Origin of the sequence: Staphylococcus sp. HMSC62A08, assembly GCF_001839105.1 — a bacterium.
Taxonomy (GTDB): Bacteria; Bacillota; Bacilli; order Staphylococcales; family Staphylococcaceae; genus Staphylococcus; species Staphylococcus caprae.
In genome coordinates this window covers 1-244 of sequence record NZ_KV840059.1, presented here as the reverse complement: position 1 = coordinate 244, position 244 = coordinate 1, and the positions used below count along the sequence as shown (strand labels likewise).

At 47.1% G+C, this 244-nt stretch carries 1 rRNA gene; it reads right to left on the bottom strand.

Going from position 1 to position 244, the window contains the following annotated elements:
* Positions 1-244, bottom strand: a 23S ribosomal RNA gene (locus tag HMPREF3264_RS12160); the annotation flags it as partial.

Genomic DNA, 244 nt, shown 5'->3' with positions numbered 1-244 from the left:
TTTCGGCGCAGTGTCACTCGACTAGTGAGCTATTACGCACTCTTTAAATGATGGCTGCTTCTAAGCCAACATCCTAGTTGTCTGGGCAACGCCACATCCTTTTCCACTTAACATATATTTTGGGACCTTAGCTGGTGGTCTGGGCTGTTTCCCTTTCGAACACGGACCTTATCACCCATGTTCTGACTCCCAAGTTAAATTGATTGGCATTCGGAGTTTGTCTGAATTCGGTAACCCGAGAGGG